General features: G+C 65.8%; 12 protein-coding genes. 5 read left to right on the top strand and 7 right to left on the bottom strand.

The features are described 5' to 3' along the window. Positions 1 to 105: 105 nt before the first annotated feature. Complete coding sequence (locus U1708_RS07125; RefSeq protein WP_332744131.1) at positions 106 to 507, top strand: excalibur calcium-binding domain-containing protein; 402 nt, start codon at positions 106 to 108, stop codon at positions 505 to 507. A gap of 21 nt (positions 508 to 528) precedes the next feature. Here U1708_RS07125 and ychF read toward each other — a convergent pair whose 3' ends face one another. Then, on the bottom strand, positions 529 to 1,626 hold the full coding sequence (gene ychF, locus U1708_RS07120) for a redox-regulated ATPase YchF (RefSeq protein WP_332744129.1): 1,098 nt from the start codon (positions 1,624 to 1,626) through the stop codon (positions 529 to 531). Between the two features lie 348 nt (positions 1,627 to 1,974). Here ychF and U1708_RS07115 point away from each other — a divergent pair, with 348 nt between their 5' ends. Further along, positions 1,975 to 3,039, top strand: coding sequence for an NAD(P)-dependent alcohol dehydrogenase (locus U1708_RS07115; protein ID WP_332744127.1), 1,065 nt, complete (start codon positions 1,975 to 1,977; stop codon positions 3,037 to 3,039). A gap of 283 nt (positions 3,040 to 3,322) precedes the next feature. Here U1708_RS07115 and U1708_RS07110 read toward each other — a convergent pair whose 3' ends face one another. From U1708_RS07110 to U1708_RS07095, 4 genes are all read right to left on the bottom strand, one after another. Next, on the bottom strand, positions 3,323 to 3,928 hold the full coding sequence (locus tag U1708_RS07110) for a TIGR02466 family protein (protein WP_307086714.1): 606 nt from the start codon (positions 3,926 to 3,928) through the stop codon (positions 3,323 to 3,325). Then, a complete protein-coding gene (gene pth / locus U1708_RS07105; protein WP_332744125.1) occupies positions 3,925 to 4,494 on the bottom strand; it encodes an aminoacyl-tRNA hydrolase in 570 nt (189 codons plus the stop codon). Before pth ends, U1708_RS07110 begins: the two co-directional genes overlap by 4 nt. 243 nt (positions 4,495 to 4,737) lie before the next feature. Continuing rightward, positions 4,738 to 5,436 carry a 50S ribosomal protein L25/general stress protein Ctc gene (locus U1708_RS07100; protein ID WP_307086710.1) on the bottom strand — a complete coding sequence of 233 codons (699 nt, stop codon included), beginning with the start codon at positions 5,434 to 5,436 and terminating at the stop codon, positions 4,738 to 4,740. Between the two features lie 268 nt (positions 5,437 to 5,704). Continuing rightward, entirely contained in the window at positions 5,705 to 6,571 is an 867-nt protein-coding gene (locus U1708_RS07095) for a TraB/GumN family protein (RefSeq protein WP_443030007.1), read from the bottom strand. 202 nt (positions 6,572 to 6,773) lie between these two features. On the opposite strand from U1708_RS07095, the gene U1708_RS07090 reads away from it, so the two are divergent. From U1708_RS07090 to ppdK, 3 genes are all read left to right on the top strand, one after another. Beyond that, entirely contained in the window at positions 6,774 to 7,613 is an 840-nt protein-coding gene (locus U1708_RS07090; RefSeq protein ID WP_332744559.1) for a glycine--tRNA ligase subunit alpha, read from the top strand. A gap of 186 nt (positions 7,614 to 7,799) precedes the next feature. Continuing rightward, a complete protein-coding gene (glyS, locus tag U1708_RS07085) occupies positions 7,800 to 10,277 on the top strand; it encodes a glycine--tRNA ligase subunit beta (protein ID WP_332744118.1) in 2,478 nt (825 codons plus the stop codon). A 92-nt stretch (positions 10,278 to 10,369) separates the two neighbouring features. Continuing rightward, positions 10,370 to 13,033, top strand: coding sequence for a pyruvate, phosphate dikinase (ppdK, locus tag U1708_RS07080; protein ID WP_332744116.1), 2,664 nt, complete (start codon positions 10,370 to 10,372; stop codon positions 13,031 to 13,033). 44 nt (positions 13,034 to 13,077) lie between these two features. On the opposite strand, the gene U1708_RS07075 is transcribed toward ppdK, so the two are convergent. Together U1708_RS07075 and U1708_RS07070 are read right to left on the bottom strand one after the other, a co-directional pair. Further along, a complete protein-coding gene (locus U1708_RS07075) occupies positions 13,078 to 15,210 on the bottom strand; it encodes a GDSL-type esterase/lipase family protein (protein ID WP_332744114.1) in 2,133 nt (710 codons plus the stop codon). A 50-nt stretch (positions 15,211 to 15,260) separates the two neighbouring features. Continuing rightward, positions 15,261 to 17,384, bottom strand: a complete 2,124-nt coding sequence (locus U1708_RS07070; protein ID WP_332744112.1) for an alpha-glucuronidase family glycosyl hydrolase — start codon at positions 17,382 to 17,384, stop codon at positions 15,261 to 15,263. Positions 17,385 to 17,458 lie beyond the last annotated feature (74 nt).

Here is a 17,458-nt window from a genome sequence, read left to right as displayed (position 1 = left end):
GGGGACTTTTTCTTATAGCAGACATCGCGCCTTTGCCTTCCCGGCTCCTAAGCCAGCAACCCACCGATAAGTCTTCGTCAACCACTACGCACATATAACAGCGCCATGGAGCGCTCCTTTATCGCGGTCACGGCGATCGCCTCGACACTGATGTTTGCCGGTGTCTGGAAGGCCACCGAGCCGCAACCGACTGCAGCCCCGGCGATCGTCGATACCAAGGCGGCACCCGATACGCCCGTTACCGCGCGGCCGGTGCTGCGGCGTCCTGTCGTCGCGCCCGCCCGACCAGCATCCGAAGCCGAGCCCTACAACGTCGTTCGGCCAGCATATGAATCATCGACGCCAGCCCGCCGTTCAACCAGCCTCCCGTCAGAAAGCGCGGTCTTCTACAGCGGATGTCGCGAAGTACGCGCGGCAGGCGCCGCACCGCTCTACCGCGGCCAGCCGGGCTACCGCGAAGGCATGGACGGCGACGACGACGGGATAGCCTGCGAGGACTATCGCTGACCCGTCACCGTCGCGTGTCGATCAGCTATGCAGGAAGTGCATCACGTCGCCGTCCTGCACGACATACGCCTTGCCTTCAGCGCGCAGCTTGCCCGCCTCGCGCGCCTTCGATTCCCCACCCAGCGCGATGAAGTCGTCGAACGCGATCGTCTCGGCGCGGATGAAGCCCTTTTCGAAATCGCCGTGGATCTCGCCCGCCGCCTGCGGTGCGGTCGCGCCCTCGTGGACGGTCCAGGCACGCGCTTCCTTCGGCCCGACCGTAAAGAACGTCAGCAGATGCAGCAACTTGTACCCCGCGGTGATGACCCGCGCGAGACCAGTCTCTTCCAGACCCAGCTCGCCAAGAAACTCCCCGCGATCCTCCGCCGGCATCGTCGCGATTTCCGCCTCGATCGCCGCCGACACCACGACCGCTTCCGCGCCCTCGGTCTTCGCCTTCTCGAACACCCGCGCCGACAGCGCATTGCCGTTCGCCGCATCGCCCTCGTCGACGTTGCACACGTACAGCACCGGCTTGGCGGTCAGCAGCTGCGCCTGCGCGAACACGCGCGCCTCGTCCTCGTCCTTCGGCACGGTCAGCCGCGCGGGCTTGCCCTCGCGGAGCAGTTCGAGCGCCTGACCGAGCACGGCGGCGCCGATCTTGGCTTCCTTGTCGCCCTGCATGCCCTTCTTGGCGAGGTTCGGCACGCGCTTTTCCAGGCTCTCCAGATCGCTGAGCATTAGTTCGGTGTCGACCGTCTCGGCGTCGGCGATCGGGTCGACCTTGTTGTCGACATGCGTCACGTCGCCATTCTCGAAGCAGCGCAGCACATGGACGATCGCGTCGACCTCGCGGATGTTGCCGAGGAACTGGTTGCCGAGCCCTTCGCCCTTCGACGCGCCGCGCACGAGGCCGGCGATGTCGACGAAGCCAAGCTGCGTCTCGATGATCTTCTGCGATCCGGCGATCTTCGCCAGCGCGTCGAGCCGCTTGTCGGGCACGCCGACGTTACCGACGTTGGGCTCGATCGTGCAGAACGGATAGTTCGCCGCCTGCGCCGCGGCCGTCTCGGTCAGCGCGTTGAAGAGAGTGGACTTGCCGACGTTCGGCAGCCCCACGATGCCGCAGCGAAAACCCATGATATGCCCTTGGTATAAGAATGTGGTGGCGCTTTAGGCGACGCGAGGCCGGAAGGCCAGTGAGGGCCGCGCCGGCGGCCGGCGTTTCCGTTCTGCTCCCCTCCCTGAAAGGGAGGGGCTGGGGGTGGGTAGGCCAGCTTGAGCCGCAACCGTTCCAAGATCCGGAAACCGACCCACCCCCAACCCCTCCCTTCCAGGGATGGGAGAAGCTCAACGCATCACGGAACACAATCCCCCTAATCGACCCACTCGATCGCCGCAGTGCAGCAAAATAAACATACCGACCGGTAGTTATCATATGGTCGACGCTTATATCCCGAGCCCAGCTTGAGATAGATCAGGAACTTCATGACCACGACCGCCCACGGCTACGCCGCGCAATCCCCCGAAACCCCGCTCGCGCCGTTCAGCTTCGAGCGCCGCGAGCCTGGCAAGACCGACGTCGCGATCGACATCGCGTTCTGCGGCGTCTGCCATTCCGACCTCCACACCGCCAAGGGCGAATGGGAAGGCACGCTCTACCCCTGCGTTCCCGGCCACGAGATCGTCGGCCACGTCACCGCAGTCGGCGACGACGTCACCAAATTCAAGGTCGGCGACGTCGTCGGCATCGGCTGCATGGTCGACAGCTGTGGCGAGTGCGCATCGTGCAAGGACGGCGAGGAGCAATATTGCGAGACGACCGGCTTCGTCGGCACCTATAACGGCCCCGATCCCGTGCTCGGCGGGCACACGTTCGGCGGCTATTCGGACAAGATCGTCGTCGACGAAGGCTTCGTGCTGAAGGTTTCGCACCCCGAAGCCGACCTCGCCGCGGTCGCGCCGCTGCTCTGCGCGGGCATCACCACCTACTCGCCGCTCAAGCACTGGAAGGTCGGCCCCGGCCAGAAGGTCGGCATCGTCGGCTTGGGCGGTCTCGGCCATATGGGCGTCAAGATCGCCAACGCGATGGGCGCCGAAGTCTACGTCTTCTCGACCTCGCCCAACAAGCGGGAGGACGCCAAGCGTCTCGGCGCAAAGGACCTGATCGTCTCGAAGGACGAAGCCGCGATGGCCGAACACGCCAACAGCTTCGACTTCATCCTGAACACCGTCGCGGCGAGCCACAACCTCGACACCTTCACCGCGTTGCTGAAGCGCGACGGCACGATGACTCTGGTCGGCGTCCCCGAGCACGCGCATCCGTCGCCGTCGGTCGGTGCCCTCATCTTCAAGCGGCGCGCGATCGCCGGCTCGCTGATCGGCGGCATCGCCGAGACGCAGGAGATGCTCGATTTCTGCAACGAGCACGGCCTGGTATCGGACATCGAGATGATCCGCATGGACGAGATCGAGCCGTCCTATCAGCGCATGGTGAAGAGCGACGTGAAGTACCGCTTCGTCATCGACATGGCGACGATGAAGACGGCGTAATCGGGCCCTACTACTCCCTCCCCTTCAGGGGAGGGTCGGGGTGGGGCAGTGCCACGAAGGCTGACTTATGCGGCCAAGCCCCACCCCAACCCTCCCCTGAAGGGGAGGGGGAAGAAATAAGGGTAACGCTTCTATAACCACCACCCCGGCGAAGGCCGGGGCCCAATTGGGAAGGCGGTTGTGAAGGAAGGGCGGTCCTTCGTTAGCGACGTTCCCCAATTGGGCCCCGGCCTCCGCCGGGGTGGAATTATCTACCCCGCCGCGCCGCATCGCGGCACCCCGCTCACCAACGATAATTAAAACTAATACTAATCCGCTCGCCCTTGGCAGCATTCGGCACGACCTCATGCCGCAACCAGCTCTCCCAAAGAAAAACACTCCCCGGCTTAGGCTCGGCATAAACGAAAGTCCGCAGATCCTCCGGCGCATCCTCCAGCCGGGTCGGCGCCGCCATCATCATCGGCAACCGCGGATCCTCCAGCTTCAACGCCCCGGCCCCCTCCGGAATCGCCACGTACATCGTCCCCGACACGACGCTATGCGGATGAATATGCCCCGAATGCGCGCCGCCCGGCTTCAGGACGTTCACCCAGAAGCTGTCGAGCTTCAACTTGCGCCCACCCAGATCGAACGCACAGTCCTTGGCAAACTGCGCGACATGCTTGTTCAGCAACCGCACCAGATCCCCGAACCGCGGATCGCGCAACGGCAGGTCGTTCAGCGATGCATAGGACGTATATCCACGATACCCATGAGCCTTGGACCAAGCGACACCCGCGCGATCGGCCTTTGCCAGTTCGAGCGCGGCGTCCTCCAGTTCCTCGACCAGATCATCGTCCCCGAGATCGGCCTCGTAGAACCGCGTGGCAAACAGCGAGCGGGTGGTCATATCTGCATCCTCAACGCGACATCGTTCATGAAGCGGACGTCGTCGCCCTCCGCCAGCCACTTGGCCTCCGCCGCGACCGCGCCCAGCATGTCACTGAGCGGCTCGATCTCGGCCTTAGAATAATTGCCGAGCACATAGCCGGTCACGCGATCCTTGTGCCCCGGATGCCCGATCCCCAGCCGGACGCGCCGAAACTCGGGTCCCAGATGCTGGTCGGTCGAGCGCAGCCCGTTATGTCCCGCGGTCCCGCCGCCGGTCTTCACCTTCACCCGGAACGGCGCGATGTCGAGCTCGTCGTGGAACACCGTCAGCGCCTCGACGCCCAGCTTGTAGAACCGCAGCGCCTCGCCGATCGCGCGCCCGCTCTCGTTCATGAAGGTCGCGGGCTTCAGCAGCAGGATCTTCTCGAAGCCGATCCGCCCCTCCTGCGTCCAGCCCTGGAACTGCTTCTTGACCGCGCCGAAGCCGTGCACCTCGGCGATCGCATCGGCGACCATGAACCCGACATTGTGCCGGTGCATCGCATATTGCGCCCCCGGATTGCCGAGTCCCGCCCAGATCTGCACGTGGTATTCTCCTGGAAGTGATCGCTGCCCCACGCCCCTAACCGTCATTCCCGCGGAGGCGGGAACCCATACTGGCTAGCCTCGCGCTTCCATAGCTGAAGTCCGAGGGTCTGGTTCCCCGCCTACGCGGGGATGACGGGGGCGGGGCGGCATTGGTCGGACGGATGTGATATAAAACGAAACGGGCGGGAAAGCCCTAGCTTTCCCGCCCGCCAGATCATCCGAAGACGAAGGGCTGAACCCTCAGTCCTTCTTCTGCGGCGTGATCTTGTCGTCGTCGTTGTTATCGTCGTTCGGCTCGACCGGGGTCTCTTCCTCGGCAGCAGCCTCGGCAGCCTGTGCTTCGGCAACCTCAGCCTCGAGCTCTTCGTCCTCGACGGTCGGGACGGTCGGCGGCACGATCGTGGCGATCGCGAAGTCGCGGTCGTCGATCGCGGGCGTCGCGCCCTTGGGCAGCTTCACGTCGCTGATGTGGATCGAGTCACCGATCTCCAGACCGGCGAGCGAAATCGTGATCTCGCTCGGGATGTCCGAAGCGTCGACGACCAGCTCGACCTCGTGGCGCGTGATGTTGAGAACGCCCTTGCCCTTCTTGATGCCCGGTGCGTCGTCCTCGTCGGTGAACACGATCGGCACCGCGACGGTGACGGTCGAATGCTCGCCGATGCGCAGGAAATCGACATGGATCGGGCGATCCGAAACCGGGTGGAACGAGACGTCCTTCGGCAGCGTGCGCACGCCGTTGACCATCACGACGGAATTCATGAAGTGGCCGGTCATCAGCGCCTTCATCAGCGCCTTTTCCTCGAGGTGAACCGAGGTGGGTTCCTGATTCAGGCCGTAGATCACGGCAGGCACGCGGCCATCACGACGCAGCGCCCGGGAGGCTCCCTTGCCAACCCGGTCACGCGTCTCGGCTGCGAGCGTCAACTGGTCGCTCATCTATATTCTCCGAAACTCGTTTGTTGTCCTTCCCGCCCACGCCTCCAGGGATGACCATGGACCGGAAGCGCGGGCGCATAGCGGAAGTGGGAGATTTAATCAACTAAACCTGGACCCTCGCCCCTACGGGGAGAGGGAGGGGCCCGCACGCGCTTGCGTGTGGGAGGGTGAGGGGGGTGAGGCTCGGGGCATCTATCCCACTCCCCCTCACCCTTCCGTCGCAAGGGCTCCTCCCTCCCTCTCCCCGAGGGGAGAGGGACTCAGAACCTCAATACTTCACCCGCTCGGCCTTCACCCCAAGCTTCGCCAACTGCGCCTGAACGCTATCGGTCCCCGCCAGATGCCCCGCACCAACCGCAACAAACACAGTCCCCGGCGACTTCATCCGGTTCGCGACCCACTCGGCCCACCGCGCATTGCGATCCACCAGCAACACCTTCGCCACCTCCGGCGAATCCTTCAAACTATCGTTCATCTCGCGCGCCAAAGCCTCGGGATCCCCCTTCGCCCACTCGTCGACCATCGTCGCCATCGTCGTCTCCAGCTTCGGCAACTCGTCGATCGTGCTCCCCAGGAACTGCATCTGCGCGGTCTGCGAAAGCCCCCCGAAATACCCCAGCTGCTGCTCCGCCGTCTCCAGCCCCGTAACCGGCTTCCCCGCAGCCTTCGCCGCCGCCGTAATCACCTGCTCCGGCCCGTTCGCAGCATCATATCCAAGCTTGGACAGCGGCGCGATCGACAGGTTCGTCGCCGCCAGCCAAGGCTTGAACCGATCGAACGCATTCGCCGGCAGGCCCAGATCCGTCACCGCCTTCGCATACGCCGCGCGCTTGTCCGCCGGCAGCTGCTCGGTCAGCGTTGGCCCATCCTTAGACACGCCGGTCGCCATCACCAGCGACTGCATCTTGGCGGGGTCCGGCATCACCAACTCCAGCACCACCTGCTGCGACCGATCGAACGCGGTCTTCACCGCCTCGTCGAACCACGTCATGCCGGGCTTCAACACATGGATCGTCCCGAACAGGTAGATCGTCGTGTCCTTGTCCTTCACCACCCACAACGCCGGATCGGCATCGTTGGCCGACTGAGCCGGCGTCGGCGCAACCTGTGCACAGGCGGGCAAAGCGAACGCCATAGCAATGGCGGACAGCGCGGATCGGAACGACGCGATCTTCGAGAACAGCTTCAAGGGGAGGGCATCCTTACCGTGAGTTCGCCCCCATGTAGGAGCGCAGACCGCAACGCACCACTTGCCTCCCGCACCCCCATCCGCCAAAGCCCAGCCCGTGACCCAGCCCGTGACCCAGCCCGTGAAAAAGCCTCTCAGCTTCCAGCGCATGATCCTCACGCTCCACGATTACTGGAGCGAACACGGGTGCCTGATCCTGCAGCCCTACGACATGGAAATGGGCGCCGGCACCTTCCACACCGCCACGACGCTCCGCGCGCTCGGACCGAAACCGTGGAACGCCGCGTTCGTCCAGCCCTGCCGCCGCCCGACCGACGGCCGCTACGGCGAGAACCCCAACCGGCTCCAGCATTACTACCAGTATCAGGTCATCCTGAAGCCATCCCCCGCCAACCTCCAGGAACTCTACCTCGGCAGCCTCGCAGCGATCGGCATCGACATGCTGCGCCACGACATCCGCTTCGTAGAGGACGACTGGGAAAGCCCCACGCTCGGCGCCTGGGGTCTCGGCTGGGAGGTCTGGTGCGACGGCATGGAGGTGACGCAGTTCACCTATTTCCAGCAGATGGGCGGCTTCGACATGAAGCCCGTCGCCGGCGAACTCACCTACGGGCTCGAGCGCCTTGCGATGTACATCCAGGACAAGGACTCGGTCTACGACCTGGCGTTCAACGACGCGGGCGTGACGTACGGCGACGTGTTCCTGGAGAACGAGCAGGAGATGTCGAAGTGGAACTTCGAGATCGCCGACACGGACTCGCTCTTCGACCAGTTCCGCAAGCACGTAGCCGAATGCGAGAACTCGCTAGCCGCCAAGCTCCCGATCCCGGCCTACGAGCAAGCGATCAAAGCCAGCCACATCTTCAACCTCCTCCAGGCCCGCGGCGTAATCTCGGTAGCCGAACGCCAAGCCTATATGGGCCGCGTCCGAGACTTGGCGAAGGGCGCCTGCGCCGCCTGGATGGACAAGCATGGATGGGCAGCGTGATGCCTCATCCTTCCTCCCCTCCCGCAAGCGGGAGGGGACCGAGGGGTGGGCACGCGCTCACCACCATCGATACGCCGGCCATGACGCTCCCCACCGCCGCGCCACGTCCCACGCAAATGCTGCGCATGGACGGGCCGGGCGCCCACCCCTCAATCCCCTCCCGCTTGCGGGAGGGGAGGTGAAGATATGACCGACTTTCTCCTAGAACTCCGCTCCGAAGAAATTCCCGCCCGGATGCAGTCCAAGGCGCGAGACGATCTCGCCAAGCTGTTCACCGCAGAGCTTGCCAAGGCCGGCATCGCCACCAGCGCCATCGTCACCTACGCGACCCCGCGCCGCCTGACGCTGATCGCCCGCGACCTGCCGCTGGAAACGGCCGCCGTCTCCGAGGAAACCAAGGGCCCCAAAACCTCAGCGCCACCCCAGGCTCTCGAAGGCTTCCTCCGCAAAACCGGCCTGACCCGCGAGCAACTGATCGACCGCAACGGCACGCTCTTCGCGGTCACCGAGAAGCCCGGCCGCGCCACCGCCGCCGTGCTGGCAGACGCGATCCCCGCGATCGTCCGCGCGTTCCCGTGGCCGAAGTCGATGCGCTGGGGTGATGCCTCCGCCAGCACCGAATCGCTCCGCTGGGTCCGCCCGCTGCAAGGCATCGTCGCGCTGCTCGGCGAAGAGATCGTGCCGTTCGAGATCGCCGGGATCGCCAGCGGCGCCGCCACGCTCGGCCACCGCTTCCACCACCCGTACCAGATCACGATCGGCGGCGCCCACGACTATGTCGAGAAGCTGCGCGCCTGCCACGTCATCGTCGACCACGACGAACGCGCCACGCTGATCCGCGACCACGCCCGCGAAGCCGCAGCGCAGGCCGGGCTCGAACTGATCGAGGACGAGGGCCTCGTCGCCGAGAATGCCGGCCTCACCGAATGGCCGATTCCCCTGCTCGGCCAGTTCGACCCCGCGTTTCTCGACGTCCCGCCCGAGGTGATCCAGCTCACGGCACGCGTGAACCAGAAATATTTCGTCTGCCGCGGCGCCGACGGAAAATTGGCGAACGCATTCGTCTGTACCGCTAACATCGATGCGCACGACGGGGGTGCGGGCATCGTCGAGGGCAACCGGAAAGTCCTCGCCGCGCGCTTGTCGGACGCGAAGTTCTTCTACGACACCGACCTCAAGGTCCCGCTCGAAGAGCAGGCAGAGAAGCTGTCGAAGATCGTCTTCCACGAGAAGCTCGGCACCGTAGCCGACAAGGTCGACCGCGTCGCGAAGCTCGCGCGCTGGTTGGTAGAAGAGGGAATAGTCCGTTCTTCCCCCCCTCCCGCAAGCGGGAGGGGGCCGGGGGGTGGGCTCGCGCTCACCACCAACGCCACGCCAGCCGGTGAGCGCGAGCCCACCCCCGACCCCTCCCGCGAGCGGGAGGGGAGAGATGACCTCGCCACCCAAGCAGACCGCGCAGCCCGCCTCGCAAAGGCAGACCTCGTCACCGGCATGGTCGGCGAGTTCCCCGAGCTACAAGGCCTGATGGGCGGCTACTACGCCGCCGCGCAGGGCGAGCACCCGTCCGTCGCCACCGCCATCCGCGACCACTACAAGCCGGTCGGCCAAGGCGACGACGTCCCCACCGACCCGGTAACGGTCGCGGTAAGCCTGGCGGACAAGCTTGATACGATTGCATCGTTCTTTGCAGTTGAGGAGAGGCCGACTGGCTCCAAAGATCCTTTTGCTCTGCGGAGAGCTGCTCTAGGCGTGATAAGTCTAATTGTTGTTGGAAAGCTGCGCTTTTCATTAAGTGAGGCCGTCAACCGTACGGTTAGTAGTCTGCTTCTTCCGCGTGCGCATGAGATGGCCGCGGTCGCTTCTGAGGTGCAGAGGGTGGTGGACGTGGATAGCGCTCTGCTCGTGGAAAATAGCCTTGGTAGAGCAGACAGTGCGATCGAGAAGGCGAGGATCGCGGTAGCTTCAGATTTGCGTGATACGATAGAGCAGCAACTTATTAACAGTGGCAAGATAAAGTCTGTCCTCGGCCGGCATGCGGCCGGATTAATATCGGGAGAACTGCTCGACTTCTTCGCCGACCGCCTCAAAGTCCAGCAACGCGAAGCCGGCGTCCGGCACGACCTGATCGACGCGGTGTTCGCACTCGGCGGCGAGGGCGATCTCGTCCGCCTGCTCGCGCGCGTCCACGCGCTCCAGGCGTTCGTCACCACCGAGGACGGTGCGAACCTGCTCGCCGGCTACAAGCGCGCCGCCAATATCCTCAAGAAGGAAGCCCCTTCTTCTCCCATCCCTGAAAGGGAGGGGCCGGGGGTGGGTAGCCCTCGTGGGAATGCCGAGCCCGCCTCTGACCGACCCACCCCCAACCCCTCCCTTCCAGGGAGGGGCGAAGAGAAGATGCTGTCCTACACGCCCGAACCAGCAGAGACCGCGCTGATGACCGCGCTGGACTCCGCCGAACCCCGCGCCACCGCCGCGATCGCGCGCGAGGATTTCGCCGCGGCGATGGCTGCGCTCGCCTCGCTCCGCGCACCGATCGACGCGTTCTTTGATAGCGTTATCGTCAACGATCCCGATCCCGCCAAGCGCTCCGCCCGCCTCGCGCTACTTGAGCGAGTCCGCGCCGCAGTGCACAACGTCGCAGATTTTTCGAAGATCGAGGGCTGACTGGAGGGGAAGTGGAGACGGCTCCCAGCGTCTATACTTCCTATACTTCACTTTTGCCCTGCTAATGAAAACAGGCACTTAGAGGACCGACCATGACCCAATATGTGTATCGCTTCGGCGGCGGTGTTTCGGATGGCGGCAAGGGCGACAAGAACCTGCTCGGCGGCAAGGGCGCGAACCTCGCCGAGATGGCATCGATCGGCCTGCCGGTCCCGCCGGGCTTCACCATCTCGACCGATTTCTGCGCGGTCTATTACGACGAAGGCGGCCAGTTCCCGCAGAGTCTGCGCGACGAGGTCGCGACCGGCCTCGCGCACATCGAAGGCGTGACCGGCAAGAAGTTCGGCGATCCCGCCGACCCGCTGCTCGTCTCCGTCCGGAGCGGCGCCCGCGCCTCGATGCCTGGAATGATGGACACCGTCCTCAACCTCGGCCTCAACGACCAGACCGTCGAAGGCCTCGCCGCCAAGTCCGAGGACGCGCGCTTCGCCTGGGACAGCTATCGCCGCTTCATCCAGATGTACGCCGACGTCGTCCTCGAACTCGATCACGGCGCGTTCGAGGAAGCGCTGGAGATCGCCAAGGAAGACCAGGGCTTCACGCTCGACACCGAACTCTCGGCCGACGACCTGCGCAAACTCGTCGCTGAGTATAAGGCCCTCGTCGAGAAGCTCTGGGGCAAGCCCTTCCCGCAGGACGTCCACGACCAGCTCTGGGGCGCGGTCGGCGCGGTCTTCGGCTCGTGGCAGTCGGAGCGTGCGAAAGTCTATCGCCGCCTCAACGACATCCCCGGCGGCTGGGGCACTGCGGTCAACATCCAGGCGATGGTGTTCGGCAACATGGGCGACACCTCGGCGACCGGCGTCGCGTTCACGCGCGACCCGTCCAAGGGCGACCGCGCCTATTACGGCGAGTTCCTGATCAATGCGCAGGGCGAAGACGTCGTCGCCGGCATCCGCACGCCACAGTATCTCACCAAGACCGCGCGCGAAGACGCCGGCGCCAAGGCCTCGTCGATGGAAGAGGCGATGCCCGAGGTGTATCACCAGCTCGCCGACGTGTTCGACACGCTCGAAAACCACTACCGCGACATGCAGGACATCGAGTTCACGGTCGAGAAGACCAAGCTCTGGATGCTCCAGACCCGCGCCGGCAAGCGCACCGCCAAGGCCGCGCTGAAGATCGCCGTCGACATGGCCAACGAGGGGCTGATCACCCGCGAGGAAGCGATCCTGCGCGTCGAGCCGATGGCGCTCGACCAGCTGCTCCACCCGACGCTCGATCCCAAGGCGCACCGTGACGTCCTGACCAAGGGCCTTCCCGCATCGCCAGGTGCAGCCTCGGGTGCAGTCGTGTTCGACGCCGATGCCGCTGAGAAGAAGGCCGCCGACGGTGTGGCCGTCATCCTCGTCCGCACCGAGACCTCGCCCGACGACATCCACGGCATGCACGCGGCCAAGGGCATCCTCACCGCGCGCGGCGGGATGACGTCGCACGCTGCCGTGGTGGCACGCGGCATGGGACGCCCCTGCGTTTCCGGCGCCGGCACGCTCTCCATCGACGCCAAGGCGAAGATCATGCGCTGTGGTGGCCGCGAGGTGAAGGAGGGCGACCTGCTCACCATCGACGGCACCACCGGCGAAGTGATGATCGGCGCGGTCGCGACCGTGCAGCCCGAACTGTCGGGCGATTTCGCGACGCTGATGGTGTGGGCCGACGAGGTCCGCCGCCTGAAGGTCCGCGCCAATGCGGAGACGCCGGAAGATTGCCGCGTCGCGCGCGAATTCGGCGCCGAGGGTGTCGGCCTGTGCCGCACCGAGCACATGTTCTTCGAGAGCAGCCGCATCACCAACGTCCGCCAGATGATCCTGGCCTCGGACGAGAAGGGTCGCCGCGTCGCGCTCGAAAAGCTGCTCCCCGAACAGCGCAAGGACTTCACCGAAATCCTCGAGGTCATGGCCGGCTTGCCGGTAACGATCCGCCTGCTCGATCCGCCGCTCCACGAATTCCTCCCCCACGAGGAATCCGAGTTCGCCGAAGTCGCGACCGCGGCGGGCGTCGACGTCGACATGCTCAAGCGTCGCGCGGCGGAACTGCACGAGTTCAACCCGATGCTCGGCCATCGCGGCTGCCGTCTCGGCGTGACCTATCCCGAAATCTACGAGATGCAGGCGCGTGCCATCTTCGAGGCAGCGGTCGACGTCGCGGAGAAGTCCGGCGCGGCCCCGATCCCCGAAGTCATGATCCCGCTCGTCGCCACCCGCCGCGAGCTGGAACTGATGAAAGCGGTCGTCGACAAGGCCGCCCAGGCCGTGTTCGCCGAAAAGGGCCGGACGATCGAATACCTCGTCGGCACGATGATCGAACTCCCCCGCGCGGCGTTGCGGGCTGGTGAAATTGCGGAAGTCGGCGAGTTCTTCTCGTTCGGTACCAACGACCTGACGCAGACCACGCTGGGCGTCAGCCGAGACGACGCCTCGCGCTTCCTCGGCGCCTATGTCGAGCAGGGCATCTACGCGAAAGATCCGTTCGTCAGCATCGACGTCGAGGGCGTCGGCGAACTGATCGAGATCGCCGCCGAGCGTGGGCGCAAGACGCGGGCGGGCATCAAGCTCGGCATCTGCGGCGAACACGGCGGCGATCCGGCGTCGATCGCGTTCTGCGAGAAGGTCGGCCTCGATTACGTCTCGGCCAGCCCCTACCGCGTCCCGATCGCTCGCCTCGCAGCGGCGCAGGCGGCGCTCAACGAGAAGTGACGTGAAACCCCTCTCTCCGGATCCGCAGGAGAGAGGGGCGGCACTCAGCTACACAGGCCCGCCGGCGGTCCGGCCAGCGCGGGCAGGGCAGGCGGGCCGGCGAGCGACGGCGTCGGTCCCGGCAGCGAAAGGTCGACCGCCGGCGCGTAATAGGGATCGGCTTCGGCGTCGGGCAGCGTCACGAAACGAAACCCCATCTCGCGGTACAGCGCGAGCAGCTTCGGCAACATCCGCGCATCGAACGCCCCGACGTGCATCAGCAGGACATAGGGAATATCCCGTCCCACCTGAGCCTTGGCCCGCGCCCGCGCCGCCAACGCCGCAGCCCGCGCATCGCCCAGAAAACTAGCCTCCAGCCTGGCGATCGCCCCGCCATCCCGCTTGACCGAGCAGGCGGCATAGACCGGGTTCCAGCTGAAATCGTTGAAACTCATCGTCACCGCCGCAGCTCGGTACCCCCGAGCCCTGAGGTCGGCACGAGCAGCTTCGCGAACCGCTGGCGAACGCCCCTCGGACAGGAACGGATACCGAAACCAGTGCCAGTCGGTCCCCTTCGCAGCCGCGGCAAGCGGCGCCTCGTTCCGCCCGATATCGGCCGCAAACGCCGCCGCGCCCACCGTATCGAGATTGGCATGAGAATAGGTGTGATTCCCGAGCGGCAGCCCGGCAGCACGCCAAGCGGCGATCGCCTTCGCAGCATCGTCCGGCGCATCGAGCCCGAACCCCGCATTCAGAAACCCGAACGCCGGCGCCTTCGCCGCGGCCAGCGCCCCGGCAATCGCCCGGATCACATCCACCCGCGTCTGCCCCGGCACGAGCGGACCATGCGCCGGGATATCGTCGAACGTGATCGCGATGGCAGGACCCTTGTCCCCGCCAGGACCGACCGGCACAGGCGCCGCAACCCCGATCACCGACCGCGACCGAGCAGGCGTGCGCGAACCGCCGAACAGGTTCAACGGTACGGCCTCGCCCATCGCCTTATAGCCGGCCTCGGACGGGTGCAGGTGATCCCCCGAATCATACGCGGGGGACAGCCGATCGGGATGCGCCGGATCCCGCATCACCTTGTCGAAATCGATCACCGCATCGAACACGCCCGAACTGCGAATGAAGCTGTTGACGGCCTGCCGATCCGCCTCGTTCTCCGCCGTGGGGTGATAATAGGTGTTGCCGCCGAACGGCATCACGGTCCCGCCGATCACCTTGATCCCGTGGGCATGCGCCCGCGCGACGATCTGCGCAAAGCCGGCGGTAACTTGCGCAACGATCGCGGCATGTTGCGCAGGGGTAGCGGGCGCGTCGCGGGTCAGCACGCCGAGGTCGTTCACCCCTTCCAGCACGATCGCCCAGCGTACGCCGCTGCGCGCAACGACGTCGCGGTCGAACCGTGCGACCATATTGGGACCAAGCCCGTCGAGCAGAACGCGGTTGCCGCCGATCCCCGCATTGACCAACCCGATCGCGCGTGTCGCCGTCGTTGCGCGAAGCCTCTGCGCGAGCACGTCGGTCCAGCGGGTGTTGCGCTCGGGCTTCACGCCGTAACCGTCGGTGATCGAGTCGCCGATCGCGACGATCGTCCCCGCCGTCGGCGCGGCAGCGACCTCGACATCCGCGATCGCATACCAGTGCGTCGTCGGCGTCGCGCCCGCCAGCGTCGCGTCCGCCACCGCGTTGCCGGCCAGCGTGAAACTCGTCGCGCGCGAGCCGGGATGGCCGGTCTGCGGGCTGGCAGCGTCCGGCAAATAGAGGCTGATCGCGAGATCGGCACCCGCCGCGACGGGGAACGCGACCGGGTCGCTATAGATCTCCGCGCCAGCCGGGATCACCGCGTCGCTGCGCCCCGAGAAGGTCAGCCGGGCGCCGCCTTCGATCCGCGGCGTACCGGGAGCGATCGGCCGGCCAAGGTGCGCCCCGCCGATCGCCAGCGGCCGCGTGCCGAACGCGTTGGAGAGCCGGATGCGTACGTGCTCACCGCCGGCCGAGACCCGCACCACCTGCCGCAGCGTGATCGCGCCGGCACGATCGGCGGGCAGCGCATTGTCCCCCTCGGCGATCATCTGCGACGATCCCCATGTCGCGATCCAATGCGCGTCTCGTGCGGGCGCCGTGTCCCGCGCGCCCGCGCCCGTCACGATCAGAGCGCCCAACACCAGCGCTACCGGCCACCGTCTCATCATCGCGTCCTCGTCCTCTTCTATAGTGTCGGCGCTGTTCCGCGCCGTTCTTATTGCGGGTTGCCGGGCGCGTACGGAAAGTGCTGCGCCTTGTACCATGCTAGGTCATGCGCGGGTGCCGCCGCTCCGGCCGGAAGCGGCAGGCCGTTGACCGACATCCAATAGGCAAGGCTCGCATCGCGCCACCAGTGTGCCTCGCGCTCCTGGACAGCCAGATACGTCGCGGTCTTCGTCCAGCGCTCGGCATCGACCTCGGTCTTCAACCCGTCCCACTGCCGGCGCATACCGGCCACGTAGCCGACGCCCGCATCGTAATCATGGACCATTTCCGCCCATACCGATCGACCCGAGGCCGTCCGGTACGTCCACGGCACATGATGGAACCACAGCAGTTCGCGCTCCGGCGTCGTCGCGGGTGTAGCCAGCTTGCGCGCCAGTCCGGGTGCATATTGCGCGACCGCGTTGCTCCCGGTCTTCGTCCGATCGAAGCCGATCCCGCTCTTGTCGGCACGGTGGTAATAGACCGGGTTCCATTCGGGGCGCTTGAGATCCGACACCCACGGCGCCGGGCCATAATGATGTCCCGTCGCCATGACGTGCGACAGGCCGAGCGGCGTCATGTAGTCCACCACCGCCTCGCGCGATCCCATCATCATAGCGACCACCGGATCGACGATCTTGGCAGAGGGCGCGAAGGTCATCGCGGCCCATTCACGAGCGACCGGCGCGGCGCCGAGCGTCGGATCCCACGCCATCCGGCCGAACGCGTACCAGTTCGCCTGATTGAACGTAGAGCCAGCCCAGTCGCGATCGCGCCCGATATTGGCGACGCCCGCCATGCCCGTCAGATCATGACCCTCGACCGACCCGTCGACGACGTCCGCAACGGTCTCGCCGGGCTTCTGCATCGTCTCGCTCGCCAGCGTCTCGGCGAACATCGGCCCGAGATACGCAAGGTGCGTCGCGAAGCCGAGATATTCCTTGGTGATCTGGAATTCGATCATCAGCGGCGTCTTGGGCATGGCACCGAACAGCGGGTGGAACGGTTCGCGCGGCTGAAAGTCGATCGCGCCGTTCTTGACCTGGACGATGACGTTCTTGGCGAACGTCCCGTCGAGCGGCTTGAACTCGGTATAGGCCTGTTTCGCGCGGTCGTCCGGGTCGGTCTCGGCATAGACGAACGCGCGCCACATCACGATCCCGCCATGCGGTGCGACCGCGGCGGCGAGCATGTTGGCGCCGTCGGCGTGACTGCGGTGATAGTCGCGCGGGCCCGGCTGGCCCTCGCTGTTCGCCTTGACCAGGAAGCCCCCGAAATCGGGAATGCTGCGATAGATCTCGTCGGTCTTCGCCTTCCACCACGCCGCGACCTGCGGGTCGAGCGGGTCGGCCGTCTTCAGGCCACCGATCTCGATCGGGGCCGAGAATCGCGCGGAAAGGTACACCTTGATCCCGTACGGCCGGAACACGTCGGCGAGCGCCGCGGCCTTCGCGATATACGGCGCGGTCAGGCTGTCGGCCTTCGCGTTGACGTTGTTGAGGACGGTCCCGTTGATCCCGAGCGACGCGTTGGCGCGCGCGTAATCGGTGTAGCGCGGGTCGCGGAAGTCGGGGAGCGTCCACCAATCCCACAGCGAGACACCGGCATAGCCGCGCTCGACCACGCCATCCAGATTGTCCCAATGGTTCAGCACGCGCAGCTTCACGCGGGGGCTCGATGTCAGGTCGATGCGGTCGAGGCTGCCACCGGTCTGGAGGTGCCGCAGCAGCGCGAAGCTGCCGTACAGGACACCACGATCGGTGTTCGCGGTGACGAGGAGTGTGCGGCGACCGCCGATCGTGACCTGTCCGACGCGGTATCCTTCGTCGCCGAGCGCGGCCAGCGGCAAGCGGAGCGCCGCGACGTCGCGATCGCTGGCGGTGGCCAGCAGGACTGGCGGCATGCTCGTCCCGAACAGCCCCGCGCCGCGCCGCAGTTCCGCCGCCGCCACACGCAGCGTAGGCGTATCGCCCCGTGTCTCGACCATCGGGGCACCGCGCGCACTTGCCGTCGCCGGCGCGTGATATCGCAGCCAAAGGTCATAGCCATCCTCGGCGTGGGCCGGTCCGGTCAAACCAATCACTGCCCCGAACAGCAGTGCGAACTTACCGATCCATCGATCGAATTTCGTCATAATCCTCTCCCGCCGTTCCGCGCTACATTGACAGGATCGCGGATGATCAGCCATGTTATCGCTATCACGACGAC

It is taken from the genome of Sphingomonas arabinosi (assembly GCF_036663715.1).
GTDB lineage: Bacteria > Pseudomonadota > Alphaproteobacteria > Sphingomonadales > Sphingomonadaceae > Sphingomonas.
Note: the sequence above shows the minus strand (reverse complement) of the source record. Positions and strands in the feature narration are given on the sequence as shown.